General features: G+C 57.5%; 17 protein-coding genes. 9 read left to right on the top strand and 8 right to left on the bottom strand.

Features of this window, described 5'->3' with window-relative positions; all coding sequences use genetic code 11:
- Positions 1-114 precede the first annotated feature (114 nt).
- The 3 genes from ACGYLI_RS17240 (at position 115) to ACGYLI_RS17230 (ending at position 3607) form a co-directional block, all read left to right on the top strand.
- Positions 115-459 (top strand): DUF3140 domain-containing protein, encoded by a 345-nt coding sequence (locus ACGYLI_RS17240; protein ID WP_394420072.1) that lies wholly within the window; start codon positions 115-117, stop codon positions 457-459.
- A 348-nt stretch (positions 460-807) separates the two neighbouring features.
- On the top strand, positions 808-1761 hold the full coding sequence (locus ACGYLI_RS17235) for a TAXI family TRAP transporter solute-binding subunit (protein ID WP_394420071.1): 954 nt from the start codon (positions 808-810) through the stop codon (positions 1759-1761).
- Between the two features lie 61 nt (positions 1762-1822).
- On the top strand, positions 1823-3607 hold the full coding sequence (locus ACGYLI_RS17230) for a TRAP transporter permease (protein ID WP_394420070.1): 1785 nt from the start codon (positions 1823-1825) through the stop codon (positions 3605-3607).
- 389 nt (positions 3608-3996) lie between these two features.
- Here the strand turns inward: ACGYLI_RS17230 and ACGYLI_RS17225 are convergent, their stop codons facing one another.
- The 8 genes from ACGYLI_RS17225 to ACGYLI_RS17190 all read right to left on the bottom strand — a co-directional run bounded on the left by ACGYLI_RS17225 (position 3997) and on the right by ACGYLI_RS17190 (position 12261).
- The gene (locus ACGYLI_RS17225; RefSeq protein WP_394420069.1) at positions 3997-5535 is read right to left on the bottom strand and encodes an acyl-CoA synthetase; all 1539 of its coding nucleotides are present in this window, start codon (positions 5533-5535) and stop codon (positions 3997-3999) included.
- A gap of 1 nt (position 5536) precedes the next feature.
- Positions 5537-6553 (bottom strand): NAD(P)-dependent alcohol dehydrogenase, encoded by a 1017-nt coding sequence (locus ACGYLI_RS17220; RefSeq protein WP_394420068.1) that lies wholly within the window; start codon positions 6551-6553, stop codon positions 5537-5539.
- A 3-nt stretch (positions 6554-6556) separates the two neighbouring features.
- Positions 6557-7678 carry an acyl-CoA dehydrogenase family protein gene (locus tag ACGYLI_RS17215; protein ID WP_394420067.1) on the bottom strand — a complete coding sequence of 374 codons (1122 nt, stop codon included), beginning with the start codon at positions 7676-7678 and terminating at the stop codon, positions 6557-6559.
- Entirely contained in the window at positions 7675-8628 is a 954-nt protein-coding gene (locus ACGYLI_RS17210; RefSeq protein WP_394408642.1) for a branched-chain amino acid ABC transporter permease, read from the bottom strand. The genes ACGYLI_RS17215 and ACGYLI_RS17210 overlap by 4 nt, the downstream gene beginning before the upstream one ends.
- Positions 8628-9485, bottom strand: coding sequence for a branched-chain amino acid ABC transporter permease (locus ACGYLI_RS17205; RefSeq protein ID WP_394420066.1), 858 nt, complete (start codon positions 9483-9485; stop codon positions 8628-8630). The genes ACGYLI_RS17210 and ACGYLI_RS17205 overlap by 1 nt, the downstream gene beginning before the upstream one ends.
- A gap of 74 nt (positions 9486-9559) precedes the next feature.
- Positions 9560-10762, bottom strand: a complete 1203-nt coding sequence (locus tag ACGYLI_RS17200; protein WP_168613131.1) for an ABC transporter substrate-binding protein — start codon at positions 10760-10762, stop codon at positions 9560-9562.
- A 28-nt stretch (positions 10763-10790) separates the two neighbouring features.
- Positions 10791-11492, bottom strand: coding sequence for an ABC transporter ATP-binding protein (locus tag ACGYLI_RS17195; protein ID WP_394420065.1), 702 nt, complete (start codon positions 11490-11492; stop codon positions 10791-10793).
- A gap of 1 nt (position 11493) precedes the next feature.
- A complete protein-coding gene (locus ACGYLI_RS17190; RefSeq protein WP_394420064.1) occupies positions 11494-12261 on the bottom strand; it encodes an ABC transporter ATP-binding protein in 768 nt (255 codons plus the stop codon).
- Positions 12262-12408: 147 nt separating this feature from the next.
- Here ACGYLI_RS17190 and ACGYLI_RS17185 point away from each other — a divergent pair, with 147 nt between their 5' ends.
- The 6 genes from ACGYLI_RS17185 to ACGYLI_RS17160 all read left to right on the top strand — a co-directional run bounded on the left by ACGYLI_RS17185 (position 12409) and on the right by ACGYLI_RS17160 (position 16767).
- A complete protein-coding gene (locus ACGYLI_RS17185) occupies positions 12409-13323 on the top strand; it encodes a LysR family transcriptional regulator (protein ID WP_394420063.1) in 915 nt (304 codons plus the stop codon).
- A 356-nt stretch (positions 13324-13679) separates the two neighbouring features.
- Positions 13680-14891 carry a tyrosine-type recombinase/integrase gene (locus ACGYLI_RS17180; protein ID WP_394420062.1) on the top strand — a complete coding sequence of 404 codons (1212 nt, stop codon included), beginning with the start codon at positions 13680-13682 and terminating at the stop codon, positions 14889-14891.
- The gene (locus ACGYLI_RS17175) at positions 14888-15730 is read left to right on the top strand and encodes a hypothetical protein (RefSeq protein WP_394420061.1); all 843 of its coding nucleotides are present in this window, start codon (positions 14888-14890) and stop codon (positions 15728-15730) included. The genes ACGYLI_RS17180 and ACGYLI_RS17175 overlap by 4 nt, the downstream gene beginning before the upstream one ends.
- 58 nt (positions 15731-15788) lie before the next feature.
- A complete protein-coding gene (locus ACGYLI_RS17170; protein ID WP_394420060.1) occupies positions 15789-15980 on the top strand; it encodes a helix-turn-helix transcriptional regulator in 192 nt (63 codons plus the stop codon).
- Between the two features lie 99 nt (positions 15981-16079).
- Positions 16080-16364, top strand: coding sequence for a hypothetical protein (locus ACGYLI_RS17165; RefSeq protein WP_394420059.1), 285 nt, complete (start codon positions 16080-16082; stop codon positions 16362-16364).
- Between the two features lie 130 nt (positions 16365-16494).
- Positions 16495-16767: a hypothetical protein gene (locus tag ACGYLI_RS17160; RefSeq protein ID WP_394420058.1), complete on the top strand. Its 273-nt coding sequence runs from the start codon at positions 16495-16497 to the stop codon at positions 16765-16767.
- The last annotated feature ends 44 nt before the right edge of the window (positions 16768-16811 follow it).

Below are 16811 nucleotides of genomic sequence, written 5' to 3'. Positions count from 1 at the left end.
AAGCCAACGGCAGACAGATCGTTGTGCGTCCAACTGACCATGGCAGACCGCTGTGCCCATCGGAACAAAGCGGGCGCAGGCCGGTTTCTTCCCAGTAATGGGTTGGGAAAGAATATGTCTTCATCGAAATCGAAGGACGAAATCTGGGACGAGTGGCGCGATCTGGTCAACATGGCACCGGCGGAGCTTGAGGACTGGCTGGAGACCGAGGCCTCCAAGTCCGTGGGCGACAGCGGAAGCGGTGAAAGCACCGGGCACAAATCCGGCCGCAGGATCGTTAAGATCAAACGCACCAACAAGGACGACCTGACCGACGATCAGTGGGATCACATGGCGACCGTCGTCGGCTATATCAAACGGCATCTCTCCCAAGGCGGGCCGAAGGATGACGTTAAAGACTCGAAATGGCGCTATTCGCTGATGAATTGGGGCCACGACCCTTTGAAGGGCGATAGCTGACGCACTGCGCCTTGTCCGATTGATAAGGGTATGGACCTTTGATCGGGCTTCAACATTGGCGAAGGCGCGCAGACAATTGCGCTTTTTCGCAACTCAAGCGTTGATATCTCTATGGCCTGCGATCCACGCATCGCAGAACTGGTTGCGGGGCGCAGCGAACCTGCCGCCTCTCCCATCTTCGCCCCCGCAAGACCGAAGCGGCCCGCCGTATTGGTCCGTAAGAGCCACCGAACAGCAAAACCCCATTCTCGACAATGCCGCAGTGTGCTGCCACAAAGTCACCCAAAGGCAGTCCCGCACCTGTTTCGCCGGGAGAACGTTGGCCTTGCGCTTGGAGGAGGAAAAACCATGAATGCGTTGAGACAAACTATTTGCGCGGCATTGGCCCTGGGGCTTGTCGGGGGCGCCGCAAGCGCCGAGACCCGTGTGACCTATAAGTCGGCCAAATCGGGCTCGTCCTACTATCAAATGGGCGTGGAGCTTGCCGAAGCCATGAAAGCGGGCAGCGGCGGAGACATCTCGGTTACCGTGGAAGAGAGCCAAGGATCGGTTCAGAACGTCATGGAAGTCCGCGCGCGCGGGGCCGACTATGTCTTCACCACCCCGCCCTCGCTCGTTGGTCTGGCCCAGAACGGCAAGGCTATGTTTGAAGGCAAGACCGCACCGGCTTTCGATGAGATTCGCGCGCTTTTCCCGATCCCATCGCTGACCATGCATTTCGTGATGTCTCAGGACAGCGGCGCCACCGCGCTTGCGGATTTGGAAGGCAAAAGCATCCTGCTGGGCAAAGGGTCTTTCGGCGCGACTGAAGGTGCGAAGTATCTGGATATGTTCGGGCTGGCAGACAGTGTCGAGATCGCGGATGCAGAATTGAGCAACGCCGTGGCCGCTTTGAAGAACGGGCAGATTGACGGCTTTGTCACTGCGGGTTCATTCCCGGCGCCAAATGTCGTTGAAGCCGCCGCTTCCACCCCCGTTACCGTTGTCCCGTTGTCGGACGAGCAGATCACCCAATCCAAACGGACCCGCATTGTCATTCCGGCGGGCACCTATGCGGGCCAGGAGCAGGATGTGACCACAACGTCCCTGCCCGTCGCCGCTTTCACGACAACCGAGATGGACGATGAAACGGCTTATCAGCTGACCAAGACCTATTGGGAAAACAAGGCCAAGATGGCCGATACTTCGCCTTGGTGGGGCAATGTCACGCCTGAGTTGATGGCCAATATCACCACTGAACTCCACCCCGGCGCGCTGCGCTATTACGAAGAAGCCGGGATCGCGACAGAGACCTCGCAGTAACAAGACGCGCGGCGCGGGTTTTCCGCGCCGCGCTTGCCCAGCCAAAGCCGGAACTCCATAGATGACAAATCTCCCCGAAAGCCGATTGGCGGCGAGTTTCTGGATCGCGCTGGCCATCGCGCTGGTCAGCTATCACTTGGCGCTGGTGTTTTCGGGGCTGGTGCCGAACTTGATCAGCAGGCCGCTGCATATGGCCTTTATCCTGCCCTTCGCCTTGGTCTTTGACGCGCAGACCCCGCTGCGGCGGATCACTGGCAGCATCTTGGCCGCATTGGGCATCGCCGCAGCGCTTTGGGTGGCATTCAACAGCGATGCGCTTGGCGATCAATACGGGTTCATCGAAAGCAACTTCCAGCATGCCGTGGCGGTTACGCTCCTCTTGGTAGTGCTGGAAACGGCGCGGCGCGTGATCGGTTGGCCCTTGCCACTGGTCGCGGTACTCGCCCTGCTCTACGGCCTGTTCGGGCAGCATATTCCCGGCGAGTTCGGCCATTCCGGCACGCCGATCGAAAGCTATTTCGGAACACTAACCATCGCCGAGGGCGGAATCTGGGGAACGCTCACCGGTGTCTCCGTTTCTGTCGTGGCGATCTTTGTCATCTTCGGCGCAGTTCTGAACGCTGGCGAAGCGGGGCAAGGCTTCATGAATGTCGCCGCCGCCGCCGCGGGGCGGCTGAAAGGCGGCGCGGCGAAAGTGTCTGTTTTGTCGTCGGCGCTCTTTGGGTCAATCTCCGGCTCGGCCTCCGCAAATGTCGCTTCCACCGGCGCGATCACCCTGCCCGCGATGACCAAGCTTGGCTACCCCAAACGCCTCGCCGCCGCGGTCGAGGCCGTGGCCTCCTCAGGCGGGCAGATCATGCCGCCCCTGATGGGCGCAGGCGCTTTCGTGATGGTCGAACTGACCGGCGTGCCCTACACCGGCATCATGGCTGCCGCCGCGCTTCCGGCGGTGCTTTACTTCGTGGCGGTCTGGGTTGGCATCAACGCCTATGCGCAGCGCTTCGCCCTCAAGGGGATCGCAGAAGCGGATCGCCCTGCATTGCGCGACGTGGTTGTCACATCGCTCTTCTTCCTCGTCCCCTTCTCGGTCCTGCTATGGGGGATGTTCGTCGCGCAGTTCACGCCGGAATATGCGGCGGCTATGGCGATCCTCGCAGCGGCGCTGCTCTTGTTCTTCAACGCGCAGCTCACTTTCGAGCCGCGCCAGATCGCCACGCGAATGGCAAGTGCAGTTCTCAATGCCGCACGGCAGGTTGCCCTGATCGCCTCCATCATCCTTTGCGCCTCAATCATCATCGGCGTGCTGTCGATCACCGGGCTTGGCGTGAAAATCACCTCTCTTATTCTGGCGGGGTCTGGGGGGCTTCTTTGGCCGTCCCTGCTGCTCACGGCGCTTGCTTGCCTCATTTTGGGCATGGAAGTGCCCACCACGGCGGCCTATGTGATCTGCGTCTCCGTCGCCGGGCCTGCGCTCATTGAACTGGGTCTTTCGCCGCTTCAAGCGCATCTCTTTGTCTTTTGGTTCGCGCTTCTCTCGACAATCACGCCCCCGGTCTGCGGCGCTGTTTTTATCGCCGCGGGGATGATTGGCGAGAATTGGTTGAAGGTCGCTCTGACAGCGATGGCGCTTGGCATTGGACTCTACATCATCCCGCTGGGCATGATCGCGAACCCGGATATGCTGAGCCTTTCGGACGCCCCATTCGCGGCTCTCTTGGCGGCTGGTCGTGTCGCATTGGGGCTGACCCTGCTTTCATACGGTTTGATCGGCGCACGACGACCCTTGCCAACGCTCGCGCTTTGCGCAGGTGGGCTGGCTGTTGTGTTTTCTGGCCTGTGGATTTGAGCGCGCGGTCGTAGAACAGGCGATTGGTTAAGTTGATGGTTGGCAGCACATGCGCAAACCAATTCGGGCTCTATTGGAGGCGTGACCTGCGCCTGAACTTACCTCCAGCCGGATCCAGAGCCAGATTAATCTTTACATCACATGGCGCAGCTTGAGCGATCGCCCAACGCGCGGCGTTTCCATTTTTCGCAGACGAGCGAGTGACTGCATTAGTCAGGGTTCGCGCGTAATTGACCGGGGTCAGAACACACAATGCCGAATGCAGGCGTTCAAACATGGTCTCATAAAGCAATTCACCCCGCTTCCCTCCGGTGATCCTCGCTAAGGAGGCCATTCTGTATCCGCTAGCCGGCGCAATATAGCGCCATGCGACCCTTTGGTCTGATCAGTTACCTTTGCGCCAAATACTCATCTCTTAGGAGCCTCTTGTGCAGCTTCCCCGTCTCTGTCCGGGGCAACCTCTTGCGGAACTCGATACTCCGTGGGCATTTGATCGAAGACAGCTTTGTTCGGCAAAATTCAAACAAGGCGTCACGCAGTTCATCTGAAGCGTCGACATCTGGCAGCAACTGCACAACAGCATGAACGGCTTCACCAAAATCCTCATGTGGAATGCCGATAACGGCTGCGTCGAGCACGGCCGGATGGTTTAGCAGCGTATCTTCAGTCTCTTGCGGATAAACGTTCACTCCGCCCGAAATGATCATGAAAGATTTGCGATCCGTCAGGTAAAGATAACCTTCCGCGTCGACCCGACCGATATCCCCGAGGGTTGTCCAGCCTTTTTCATTAGTGGCACGCCGGGTCTTTTCTGGGTCTTTATGATAAGCGAACTGATGGCCATTCTCGAAAAAAATCTCTCCTTCTTGTCCAACTGGAAGCTCTTCTCCAGTCTCGCCGCAGATATGGATGACCCCCAGTTTGGCCCGGCCCACTGAACCGGGATGCCCCCGCCACTCACGGCTTGTTATCGCAGTGAAACCGTTATTCTCCGTACCAGCATAATACTCGTGGATAATATCCCCCCACCACGCCAGCATCTCGTGCTTGACCTCAATCGGACAGGGAGCCGCGGCATGTACAGCCATCTGCATGGAGGAAAGGTCGTATTTCTCACGTACCTCCTGAGGTAGTTTCAACAGGCGCACGAACATGGTTGGCACCCATTGGCTGTGGGTAATGCGATGTTCTTCAATAAGTCTTAGCGCCTCTTCGGCGTCAAAGCGGTCCATGACAACCGCAGTACCACCCGATTTGATCGTGACCATTGAGTGGCGTAATGGGGCTGCATGGTAAAGCGGCGCAGTGGACAGGTATCGGGTATCCGGCCCGTAGCCGAAAAGATCGGTTAGCAGATCGACCAGCATCGTGCGCGTTCCAAGCGGCGCGGGTTCCAACGGCCATTTGATACCTTTTGGCCGCCCAGTCGTTCCTGAGGAATAGAGCATATCAAGCCCTTGTGCCTCGTCTGGGATTGGCGTGGTTGGCTGTTCCGCGACGCCATGATCCCAACTTGGCAGGCCCTCCGCCCCCCCGCCTACGACGCGCACAGCGAAGGCTTTGCCAAAATCCGTCTGTAGCTTTGCGATTATTCCCGCAAACCGATCGCTTGTAATTAGCAGCTGAGCATCGCAATCGTTGAGGATATAGGCGATCTCTTCCGGCCCCAGATGGGTACTGATGGTCGTGTAATACACGCCGGCACGATCTGCTGCGAAACAGACCTCCAGCATTTCGCGACGGTTCTCCATCAGAATGGCAATATGCGCACCCGTTTCGATTCCCATAGCGCGCAACAGATGCGCGCCTTGATTTGCCCGGGCTTCGAGCGCAGCAAAGCTGACACTTTCGCCGGTGGCGGCCATGACGAAGGCTGCCTTGTCCGCCGGATGGTGGCGAGGCTGCCAAGAAGTATCAATGTCGGACATGTTAGAACTCGATTAGGGTTTTGCCAAAGTGGCCGCCGGCGCGTAGATGCGTTAGTGCCTCTTTCAGCTGATCGAACTTGAAGGTCTCGCCCAGAACAGGCCGCAGCTCATGCTGAGCCATGGCACGCAGCATCGCCTCAAACCCGTCGCGGTGGCCCACGGTGACGCCTTGGAGACGGACTTGGCGGGCGACAATCGGACCCAGCGAGGCTTCGATGTTCAGCCCCGAAAGCACCCCAATCATGGACAACGTCCCGCCCGGCCGCACGGCCCTCAGAGACAGAGGCAATGTTTTCGCGCCGCCTAACTCGATAATGTTGTCATAGCCACCGCGGTCGGCGGTAATAGGGCGACTGGCGCGGGCCCAATCTTCTTCACTGCGGTAATTGATTGTCGTGTCTGCGCCCATTTCCCTGACTTTCGCGAGTTTGTCATCGCTAGAGGAAATCACAGTGACATGCGCCCCGTGCATCTTGGCAAAGGCCAAGGCGAAGAGCGCGACACTGCCGGTGCCTTGGACCAGCAATTTGTCCCCGGCGCGGGTTTGGCCGTGGGTGATGACCGCGCTCCATGCCGTGAGCGCGGCGCAGGGCAGTGTCGCCGCTTCTGCGTCGGTCAAATAGTCAGGAACCTTGACCACCCCTTCCGCAGATAGACAGATGCGGTCGGCCATAACCCCGTCCAGCGGCCCCCCCAAGGCTGACGCAAAGCGTTCAGGGCTTGGCGCACCCGCGGTCCAGTTCTGGAAATAGGTTGGGCAGACACGGTCCCCGACGGCAACCCGGGTCACACCCGGCCCTACTTCGACAACTTCACCCACACCGTCGGACACCGGGATCAAGGGCAGTTCACCCGTCGCTCGGCCATAGCCCCGTTCGGGCACGATCAGATCACGTGAGTTGAGCGATGCCATCAGCATCTCGACAATGACCTGTCCCGGTCCGCAGCTTGGCTCATCGCACTCTGTCAGTGTGAGATTGTCGAATCCCCAGTCGCCTTCAATCTGGAATACACGCATTGTTCAGCTCTCCTTCCGGGCGGTCAAACGCGCCACCCTGTCTTTGAGGATATTTGTTGCCCCATCGGTGAAGCCCGCCATCTGTGCGGCGGCGATGTGGCGGGTAAAGGGGTGCTCCGGGCGCAAGCCTTCGGCCCCCATCAGTTGCAAAAGTCTTGGCAGTTGAGTCTGCGCACAGGAGACCGAACTGATCTTGGCCTCAGCAGCCGCAAGTTGCGCATCCGCGCCTTGCGCCACCTTGTCGACAGCCTGCTCCGTAGCGCGTCGGGCCTGCATCAAGGCGACTTGCGTGGCCTCGAACTCTGTCTGCCAGCGTGGAATGGCATTCAGCGGCTTACCGAAGCTGCAACGTTTAGCGCCATAGGCCGCAGCACTATCCAGTGCTGCTTGCACCATGCCGTTGCACATTGCGGCAACATAGGTCCGCGCGGCATTGATCTCTTTCAGGATCGCTTTGAAAGCTGTGCCGGGTGCAGCGAGCATGGCTTCATGTGGGAGTTTAACCCCCGAAAGGTAAAACCCGCCGGTCCCTAGACTCGTCTGCGAAAAGGCACTGTCGATGGCATAACGGGTGACACCCGGCGCATTCAGATCAACGAGGAAGGCTGCGATGCCATCGCTGTCGCCCACCTCTGCGCATTGCGCATAGATGATCGAAAGCCCCGCCTGCCGCCCGTTGATAATCCATGCTTTTTCCCCATCGAGCTCCCAGCCGCCCGCAACCTGCCGCGCGGTGGTGCGAATGGCAGCAAAATCGCTGCCGGTGCCGGGTTCGGTCAAAGCGGTGCAGGCGTGCATCCGGCCAGAAAGCAGGTCGGGCAGATATTGTGCGGCGGCATCCTGTCCTACTTCACAGAGCCTGAGGGCAATGTTGTGCGTATTGACCAGAGACATCGCGAAACCGAAATCTGCTCCGGCCAACACCTCCAAAGCTGCCGCGCGGGTGGCAAAGCCGAAGCCCCTGCCTCCCATTTCCTCTGGCACCTCAATACCCAGAAGCCCCAAAGCGGCGGCCTCATAGTAAAGCGCGGGCTCCGGCGCGGCGCCGATGGACCATGCTGCCGCCTCCGCGGCAACACGTCCCTTAGCGAAGTGCGCGACCTGATCCAGAAAAGCTTGGCTCATGTCCGGCCCTGACGTTTTTCCATCAGGTCGCGGGCGATACCGGCAATGCCGCGCGGCATGAAGATCGTCGCCAGTACCAGCACCAGCCCATAGAGGATCAGCCGGAAACTATCGGCAAAGCGCAGGTATTCAGGCAGGAAGACCACGAAGAACGCGCCGATGATTGGCCCGGCAATGGTGCCCGATCCGCCGATGATGACCGCGAGGATCGCATCAAGCGACTGCGCAATACCGAAGATCTCCGGATTGATGAAGCTCTGGTAATGCGCATAGATCGCCCCGGCGAGGCCCGCGAACATCGCGGAGGTCACGAAGGCAAAGAGCTTGTATTTCCAAGCCGCGATACCAACCGCGCCGACGAGGTCTTCGTTCTGGCGGATCGCTACGAGGATTTGCCCGATACGCGACCGCACGATCAGTGCGGCAAGCCCCGTCATCAGCGTCGCGATGATCAATACAAAGTAATAATACGTTTCTCGATCGCGCCAATTGAACAGTGCGTCCTTGCCACCGGGCTTCGGGATGCCGGTGATGCCTGCCTCGCCTTGGGTAAGCTCGTGGAAGTTCATCAGGACGATGAAAATCACCATGTTGAACGCTAGTGTGACGATGGCGAAGTAGTGTCCTTTGACCCGCAAGCTGGGGTAGCCTGTCAGCAGCGCGAAGAAGGCAGTAACGAAGGGCGCGAGGATGATCGTCAGCCAGACTGGCAGATCAAAGTGCATGCCCATCAGCGCCGTCGAATAAGCCCCAATCCCCATGAAGCCGGCCTGCACGATGGAAACATAGCCGGTGTAGCCTTGGATCAAGTTCTGCCCTTGCGCTGCGATGACCCAGATCAAGGCCAATACGCTCAGGTGGATATAGTATTTCACAGAGATGAGCTGCGGCAACAATACGAAGCCAACCAGTGCCAGCCCATAAAGGATGAAGGTGCGATTACGAGCCATTATGCTTTCCCCATCAGGCCCTGAGGCCGGAACAACAGAACGCCGATCATTACCACGAATGCGATCACGTCCTTATAAGCGGATGAAATGAAACCGGCGGCGAGTGCCTCGGTGATGCCGAGCACGAGCCCCCCAACAACGGCGCCCGGGATCGACCCCAGACCGCCCAAGATGAGCACGGCAAAGCCCTTAACCACCAAGCCTTCGCCGATGCCCGGTGCAATCGCAAAAAGCGATCCGACCATGACCCCGGCGCAAACACCGAGCGCTGTGGAGATTGCAAAGACCACCAGCGGGATCGTCTTGACGTTAACACCCATAAGGATCGCCGCGTCGCGGTTCTCGGCCACAGCGCGGATCGCTTGGCCCGTTTTGGTGCGTTCGACAAATACCGTCATCGCGGCGATCAAAAGCGCGGCGGCAAGGATCACATAGAGCCGCAGCTCGGGAATGGTGACACCGCCGATGTTGAAGACGCGGGAGAAGTCGGTCGGGATGACGACTTGCTCATGCCCAAAGAGTTCGAGATTGATCCCCTCAACCATCATGGTCAGTCCAAGCGCCACGATAAAGGCGTTGATGTGATTGGCATCTCGTACCGGGCGATAGGCCAGAAGTTCGATCAATACGCCAAAGGCAAGCCCGACCAAAAGCGCAATCAGGATCGCCAGTAGCAAGGGTATGCCCCAACTGGTGACGAAAAAGAACGTAAGATAGCCCCCGAACATAGAGACCGATCCATGGGCAAAATGCGCGATGCCGAGGATTCCGAAAACCGTGGTCAGCCCCAGTGCGATCAGCACATAGACACCCCCGATGGCGATGCCGTTAATAATCTGTTGAAGTACCTCAACCATGCCGCACCCTGCGAATTAAAGAAGATAGAAGAATGGGGCGCAGGAAACCTGCCCGCGCCCCGCCCGGGGAGGGATCAGTCGTCCAACGTGCTCAGGAATGCTGAATACGCGGCGGCGTCAGACGGCAGGTCTTGCACAAAGACCCAATTGCCGCCCTGCCACTGGAAAGCGCCATTGGAGGTATAGGCCTGCCCGTTTTCATCGAACATTTTGTCATCGACAGGCAGGTATTGCATGACGACCTCATCCGGCACCGCAATCTCGCGCAGCGCCTCAGCCACAGCCTCAGTGTCGTCTACGGTCCCGGCCGCCTCGATGGCGTCCTTCAAAGCATAGGTTTGGTCATAGGAATAAGGTGAGCTTGGTGAGGGCGCGATGCCGTACTCTTCGGTATAGTTGGCGTGGTAGGCCTTGCCGTTTTCAGATGCCGAAAGCAGCGTCAACTCTGTCGGGCGCAGGTCCCAAACGCCTTCCATCTGCTCCGAAGTGGCCACACGGGTAAACTGCTCTTCGCTACCGGAGGTGAAACCATAGCGCGGCACGTCGATGCCAAGTTCGACTGCCTGACGGTAGATAAAGGCTGCTGGCTCAACATAGCCGACGACAAGGATCGCGTCAGGCTCTTGGCCGCGGATTTTGGTCAACTGCGGAGACATGTCGCGGTCTTTCAGACCAAATGCCTCCCGGCTCACGATCTCTCCGCCCGCTTTTTCCAACTCCTTTTCAAAGGCGTCGACGTAGCTGGCGTAGAACCCCACATCCAGCGCGCCCAAGACGGCAACCCGCTTGTGGCCCTTTTCGGCGACAAAGGTACCAGCCGCCGCACCAGTATAATCTGCTGGTGGACGCGTGCGTGTGAGGTTCGGGATTTCGCGGGTCGTGATCGACCGCTCAGCGGCGTTGCCCACGAGCATCACCGCATCTTCATATTCGATGAAAGATGCCACAGCCCCGGTCGCGCCCGAGCAGCAGAAACCAAGAATATACTTAACGCCATCTCGGTCGATCAGTTTGCGTACGGCGTTGGAGGCCTCGGTCGGGTTGGCCTTGTCGTCATAGGCGATGACGTTGAGCATGTAGGTGTCTTCGCCCACCTTGATCCCGCCACTGGCGTTAATCTCTTTCGCGGCCAGTTTCACCGCATTGGTCTGCGGCAGTCCGTAAACGGCCCCGCCCCCGGTCAGCGCATCGCTAACCCCGATGTCGAGCGTCTTTTCCTCGGCCCATGCGGCACCCGCCGTCATGACCATTGCAGCTGTTATTGCTGTCAGTCTCATGTTCTGTCTCCTCCCAGAAACGTTGGTATCAGTGGCCCAGATACGCCTTTGCGACATCCGGATGTGATTGCAGCTCCGCGCCCGTACCGCTCAGCACGATCCCTCCGGCTTCGAAAAGATAGGCCCGGTCGGCAAGCCGCAGCGCCATGGCCGAGTTCTGTTCGACCAGCAGGATGGTTTTCCCCATCTCTTTAACTCTCGCGATGGTCTCCCCCACCTCCGCGACGATTTTCGGGGCGAGCCCTAACGATGGCTCATCAAAGATGCAGAGCTTGGGCCGCGCCATAAGCGCCCGGCCAATGGCCAACATCTCCTGCTCCCCACCCGACAACGTGCCCGCCGCCTGGCTGGCGCGGTCGCGCAGGATAGGAAACATGTCCATCATCTCTTCAACATCCGCTGCCTGCTCTGCATCCTTACGCGGATAGGCTCCCATCTTGAGGTTCTGCAGCGTTGTCATTTGCGGAAAGACCTGACGCCCTTCGGGGCACATGGTGATCCCCGCTTTGACGATGGAGTGGCCGCTTTGGTTGGTGATATCTTGGCCCTCGAACTCAATGGTTCCTGCGGTAGCCGGAACCAGCCCGCAGATCGCCTTGAGCGTAGAAGACTTGCCCGCGCCATTCGCGCCAATCAGCGCGACGCATTCGCCCTGATTGACCTGCAAGTCGATGCCGTGGATGACTTCGATCGCGCCATAGCTGACGCGCAGGTTGGATACGTTCAACATGTCAAGCCGCCTCGCCGAGATATGCGTCAATGACGACTGGATTGTTGCGGATTTCCTCAGGCGTGCCTTCGGCGATCTTTTGGCCAAAGTTGAGCACAACGATCCGATCGCAGACCTCCATGATCAGCGCCATGTGGTGTTCAATCACCAGGACAGAGGTCCCTAAATCGCGGATCTTCTTGATCAGGTCGCTTAAGCTCTTGCGCTCATGCGAGACCAGCCCGGCGGCGGGTTCATCCAGCAAAATCACTTTGGGATTTGAAGCAAGTGCTGTTGCGATCATCAGAAACCTTTGTTGGGCCGAACTAATGGTGCCCACGCGGTGATCCTGTACCGGCGCGAGGTCAGTGTTCTCGAGGATCCGGTCGACACGCGCAGCCAGTTCCTCTTCCTCGCTGGATTTCCGGCCCATGCCGAATACAGACGCCAGCGGATGCGACGTGCGCGTAACGTTGCAGCCCAGCACGATATGGTCGCGTACCGTGAATTCCGTGAATGTACTGGCTGTCTGAAAGGTCCGCGACAGGCCCTTCGCCACACGATCATATTCAGGCAGATTATCGATCTTGGCGCCGGCCAAGCTAATCGCGCCAGAAGTAATCGGAAACAACCCCGCCAGACTGTTCACAGTGGTCGATTTTCCGGAACCGTTCGGTCCAATCAAACCGAGGATCTGCGCCTCGTTCACATTAAAGGACAGGTCTCGGATCGCATGCACGCCGCCAAACGACTTGCACAGAGATTCGACCCTCAAAACAGGTGTCGCCATAATATATTCCCCTCCCCGCTCCTCCTGCGGTTTGAGAAGCGTAGCGACGGCCCATGGCGCAAATCAAATTCAAAGATTCCGCTTGGATATCTAATTTTTAGATGGTTAGATTTCGAGAGGGCGTAGACTTCGGAGGAGTTTGGCACCGTGAAACCGATCAGGAATATCAATTCTGTACAGGTGTTTAGCCTCACCGCCGAAACTCGGAATGTCACCCGCGCCGCGCAACTCTTAAACATCAGCCAAAGCTCAGTGAGCTATCACATTAAAAAATTGGAATCGGATCTTGGCTACCGGCTCTTCCACCGCACCGGCCAAGGGCTGACCCTCACGGACGAGGGCGTCGAGCTGGCGCAGCATGTTGGGCGGGGGCTTGAGATGATCCAAACTGGGCTCGATCAGTTATCGATACGAGCGGGCGCGATCCGTATCGCGCTCTTGCCGATGTTTTCCAGCCGCTGGTTGTCGTCAGAGTTGGGTGACTTGATCGAACAATATCCTGACGTGCGCCTATCCATGCACAACCACAACAATAACTATGCCTATATGCCCGAGCCCGGGAGCTTTGCGGACATCGGCATTCAATGGGGAAAGGGCGACTGGAATGGCTTTGAAGTCCACCCTCTTTGGCCCGAAAAGATGGCATTGGTCTGCAGCCCTGAGTATCTTGCAAAACATCCGATCACCGAACCAAAGGATGTGACAGGCTGCACCCTATTGCATGTAGACGATACCGGAATGTGGGAAGAATGGTTCGACTTGAACGGAATGAAGATGGTCCACAGCCAGCCGCAAATGATGCTTGAAGATCGTCATTTTCAGCTCAGCTCGACCATCAATGGTTTGGGGGTATCTCTTTTTGCCTCGTGGCTAGTGCAGGAGGAATTGGAAAGTGGCGCGTTGGTTAGTCCTTTCTGCCGAGATTTCAAAACATCATATGCTTATCATCTTATCCTGCCGCGCTTGAAAACTTCATCCCCTGCAGCGCTACGGTTCCGTGATTGGCTTCTTGAAAACCGTTCCAAGGCAGATCGGTTACCGTCGTCACCTTCAGAAGCGTAACTCAGTGATAGAGAAAAGCCGCATCGGCTTGCCGCTCAAATACAACTTTGTCTGAGAGACAGGCAGGGCTATTCACAAAATTCCACATTCCGTACCAGTCAATGGAAGGATTCAGACGCATCCGAAAGAAACACAAGAGAAACGATAGGCAGCTATATTTCTCTGCAACCACGGCAACAGGTCGCCGAACGCGGCCCATTCAAATCAAATAGGAATGCATGGTGGCGGAGGAGGTGTCCGCCTATGTGCATTCTAACCCATTCCAGTATGATATATTTTTCAGCTACTTGGCCCCCTTCTAGGTCTTGTATGTTCCAGCTACGCCCCCCACATTCCAGATGTAAATGGGGGACGAAATGGTGGACGCAAACGCAACAGACGAACCGGCCAAGCGCAAGGAAAAGGCGCTTTCGGCTGCATTCGTTCGGTCGGTCGCTACCCCCGGCAAGTACACAGACGGCCATGGCCTGTTTCTCAAGGTAGACAAGTCAGGCGCAAAACGCTGGGTGCAGCGCATTATCATTCGCGGCAAGCGAACTGAGATAGGGATGGGTAGCGCCTCTCTTGTTAGCTTAGCAGAGGCGCGAGAACGGGCGCTGGAGAACCGCAAGCTAGCGCGAGCGGGCGGAGACCCCTTGCAAGCGAAACGCGCCTCTGAGGCGCTGCTCACGTTCGAGGAAGCTTCGCGCAAGGTTCATCAGATCCACGAGCCGACTTGGCGCAACAAGAAACACGCCGCGCAATTCATATCGACCCTCGAAACCTATACCTTCCCCCGCATCGGCAGACTGAAGGTATCAGAGGTTAGTACGGCAGACGTGCTGGCTGTGCTGCAACCTATCTGGCTCGAAAAGCCTGAAACAGCGCGCCGAGTGCGGCAGCGTATCGGTACGGTGATGAAATGGGCTGTGGCAAACGGATGGCGGCAGGACAACCCAGCAGACGCCATTGCGCAAGCCCTTCCCAAGCAGAACAAGACACAAGCGCACCGCAAATCCCTACCCTATGACCAAGTGGCAGATTTTCTGACCACGCTCAAAGCGTCAGACGCGGGAACTGCGACCAAGCTGGCGTTAGAACTGGTTATTTTAACAGCGTCTCGTTCAGGCGAAGTGCGCTTGGCTGAATGGTCAGAGTTTGATCTACAGGCGGGCATATGGACCCGCCCAGCGCATCGGATGAAGGCAAAGAAGGAACATCGCGTTCCCCTCTCGCCGCGCGCGCTCGAAGTGCTGACAGAAGCGCGAAAGCTAGGGAGCGGCGAGGGATTAGTTTTCCCCGGCACGAAGTACGGCAAACCGCTCTCTGACATGACGCTGTCGAAGCTAACTAAGGCGCTCGGTTTTGACGTGGACGTGCATGGGTTCCGTACGTCTTTTAAGACATGGACGCAGGAATGCACCAATACGCCTCGCGATGTGTCAGAGGCAGCGCTAGCGCATACCGTCAAGGACAAGGCCGAGGCGGCTTATGCGCGGTCGGATTTCTTTGACAAGCGCAGGACGTTGATGGAACGCTGGGCGCAAGAATGCACTAAGCAATCCGGCGAGGTTATTAAACTGGCATGACTGATGAGCACGGCCCCACCCCGCCTAAAAGAGTTGTCGAAGTGCTTTCAGAGTCGGCTCAGCCGGGAAAGATTTACAATGCTGCCGCTCGCGAAGCGCGAAAAGAAGCTGAACGAACTAAAGCTAAAGACGCAATTTACTCTGCACTCTCGCGCTGGGTAGGCGAGACTGTTCACCAGGACGTTGCCATCCCTATGGTACGAGACGGCAAGCGCATAGGTACGATGCAGCAAACCATTCTCGGCCAAGGGCGAGAAGTGGATGACATTGTTGCCGCTTCGAAACTGATGAAGGCAAGTGAACTTAGAAAGCTGCGCGATGACTATAATAGGATTTCGAAACGCGCAGTCCAGTTGGCTGATGGCTTAACAAGCTTGGACCCTGCGGACCTATTCAAACTTGGAGCCGCTCCTCGCAACGCCACTTACGATACAGATACCAAAGTCATTAGAGCCATAGGGATTATACCTAGCCTCTTGATTTCACTCCCTGAACTTTTAGCGGCTTTGGAACAGCAAACAAATTACCTTGAGAAAAAACTTGATACATCGGGAGCTGCCCTAGGGCGTTCAAAAAACGAAGCTGCACACGGTGTAGCGCTGAGGCTCGCCAAATTGTATGCGCGGGTTACTGGGAAACGGCCAACTTATAGCGAAGGGCCAAACGGACTATCGGGCGAATACACCCCCGCCTTGAGGAGCGTTTTCGATGCGCTGGGCTGGAAAACTGTTTCACTTAAAAGCCCCGCGGAAGCAGCGATTTCGCAGATTACCGACGAGGATTTGCAACCATACGTAAATGCCTTGTCGTACGGACTTTTGTCATACCCCTTGGAGTAGACACCGCAGAAGAACGCGGCTTTCCTGATTGTACCAGCAACAGACAACAGGAAAGCAAATGTCAGAACCCTACCTCAGACGACCAGCAGTACAAATCGCTACCGGTCTTAGCCGGTCGAGTCTGTATTCGATGATGGCCACAGGCGACTTTCCCCGCCCGGTCCGCGTCGGAAAGCGCGCTGTCGCATGGCCGGAAAGCACCGTGGCTGCGTGGCTGGCATCACGCCCTCGCGCTGACAATAGCGGGTAAGGCAACGCCCACGCAGTAACGTAACTGGCGCGGGCGCTGGGTCGTCTAAGCAACTCACCCATACCGCGCTGAACCCCAACTCGTAAAGGATTCAGTGAAATGAAAATCCGAGCAACGCTCCATTTGAGCGAACAATCCCGCACGCTTGATCTAAATGGCCGCTTAGGCTGGGCAGTGACACAGCTAGCAGAGGCAGGCCCGAAAGGCGTCACTCCCATCACACGCCCAGCGCCCCGATGGTCTGGATACGTTTTCGACCTCCGTGAACTAGGCGTCCCGATAGAGACCATCATGGAGCCGCATGAAGGCAGCTACCCCGGAATGCACGCAAGGTACGTTCTAACCTGCGAAGCAGAGATAAGCCTATTGGATTGGGAGGTGTGAGAGTGAAACCGCATCACGAGGCACCGTTCAACATCCCGCCCACCCCGTTTGAGCGCCATTTGGCTCGCAAACACAGTTTGCCTAGCCATTGGGTACGAACGCTTAACGAATTGCGCGGAGGGCATCGCTAATGGCGAAAGGCAAGCGCAGGGATAGCGAGGGGCAGTACATTACCCTGCCCTATGCTCAATTGAAGTCCGAAGCATGGCGGTCCCTTTCGGGGGCCGCTGTCAAGGTATGGCTCGAACTGCATACCCGCTTCAACGGCAGCAACAACGGCAACGTCCGGCTTTCAATGAATGAGGCCGTTAGTGCGCTGGGCATATCTAAAGGGACTGCCCAGCGCTCGTTTGTCGAATTGGAGGAAAAGGGTGTGAACAAGCATGCAATTTTGACCCCGTAGAGGGGTGATCGGCGTCCAAAAATGACCCCCTTACACTGATGTGG

The sequence above is a fragment of the Sulfitobacter sp. 1A13421 genome (assembly GCF_043557285.1).
GTDB classification, from domain to species: Bacteria; Pseudomonadota; Alphaproteobacteria; order Rhodobacterales; family Rhodobacteraceae; genus Sulfitobacter; species Sulfitobacter faviae.
Note: the sequence above shows the minus strand (reverse complement) of the source record. Positions and strands in the feature narration are given on the sequence as shown.